Source organism: Klebsiella sp. 28 (genome assembly GCF_018223905.1).
GTDB classification, from domain to species: domain Bacteria; phylum Pseudomonadota; class Gammaproteobacteria; order Enterobacterales; family Enterobacteriaceae; genus Klebsiella; species Klebsiella pneumoniae.
In genome coordinates this window covers 1-1,153 of sequence record NZ_JAGRQY010000183.1, presented here as the reverse complement: position 1 = coordinate 1,153, position 1,153 = coordinate 1, and the positions used below count along the sequence as shown (strand labels likewise).

Annotated in this window: 1 protein-coding gene and 1 pseudogene; both read right to left on the bottom strand. The window is 66.5% G+C overall.

Annotated features, from left to right (window positions below; translation table 11 throughout):
* Positions 1-788 (bottom strand): annotated as a pseudogene (locus KHQ28_RS24770) (nicotinate-nucleotide--dimethylbenzimidazole phosphoribosyltransferase); the annotation flags it as partial.
* A 27-nt stretch (positions 789-815) separates the two neighbouring features.
* Positions 816-1,153, bottom strand: a 338-nt coding sequence (locus KHQ28_RS24765; RefSeq protein ID WP_211777714.1) for an adenosylcobinamide-GDP ribazoletransferase, incomplete at its 5' end; no start/stop codon positions are given.

The following is a 1,153-nucleotide window of genomic DNA, read 5'->3' as shown; positions in this document are numbered from 1 at the left end:
GGCCAGGGCAGAGGCATAAGAGAGGAAGCCATCCAGCACCACCGGCAGGCCACAGGAGGCCGCCCCGAGGATCACCCCGGTCATGCCCACCAGATCGTAACCCCCCACCTTCGCCAGGACATCCAGCCCGTCGGCCGGGTTCGGCTGATTATGGGCTATCGCCTGGCGCACCACCGTCACCTTATGGCCCCGCTGCGCCAGCGGCAGATTAGCCCCACAGCCCACCACCGCGTCAGGGTCGCTGCCCGTCAGGACACTGATCGTCGCTGCGGCCGGGGTGGTATTGGCCATTCCCAATTCGCCGACGCCGAAGGCTTTCACCCCGTCGGCAGCGAGCTGGCGGGTGAGCTGCATGCTGGCCAGCAGCACCGTCTCCGCCTGCTGGCGGCTCATCGCCGCCGTCCGGGCGATATTCCCGCTACCGCGGGCCACTTTGAGGTTAATCAGGCCCGGCAGCGGGTCGGCATCGATGCCGACATCCACCACCTGCACCCTGGCCCCGGCCTGCGCCGCCAGCACGCAGACGCCTGTGTTGCCCCGCACCATATTGCCGGCATGAATGGCCGTCACCCCCTGCGGCGAAGGGGTCACGCCTTCATGCCAGACGCCATGGTCGGCGCACATGACCACAATCGCTTTCTCCGCCAGCGCCAGCTGCCCCTGCAAGCCAGGCAGACCGGCAAGCTGCACCGCCAGCGCCTCCAGANNTCTATATGCTGCTGAGCGCGCGCCATGCCCGCCACATCGGGCTGCGGAATGGCAGCCAGTAACGCCGAAAGTGTTTCCATTCAGTTCCTCACCGTTGGCGTCAAGCCTTACAGCAGCGCCAGTAAAAAGAGTAATTCGCCCAGCTCAATCGCCGCCCCGAGGGTATCTCCGGTCTGCCCGCCGAGGGTTCGCTTCAGCGCCCATCCCAGACCCCAGATCAGCACCAGGGTGATCAGCGCGGCGCGCAGCCCCTGCAGCCCCAGCAGGGCGGTGGCCAGCGCGATCGCCATCGCCATCGTCACCAGCGTCTGCTGCAGGCTAATTTTGCCGATAAACAGATTGCCCAGCCCCTTTTCCCGCGCATAGCGATGACGATACATCAGCAGCACCGCCATCCCGCGACCGACGGCGCAGGCCGCCGCCAGGGCTGCGATGGGGTGGATAT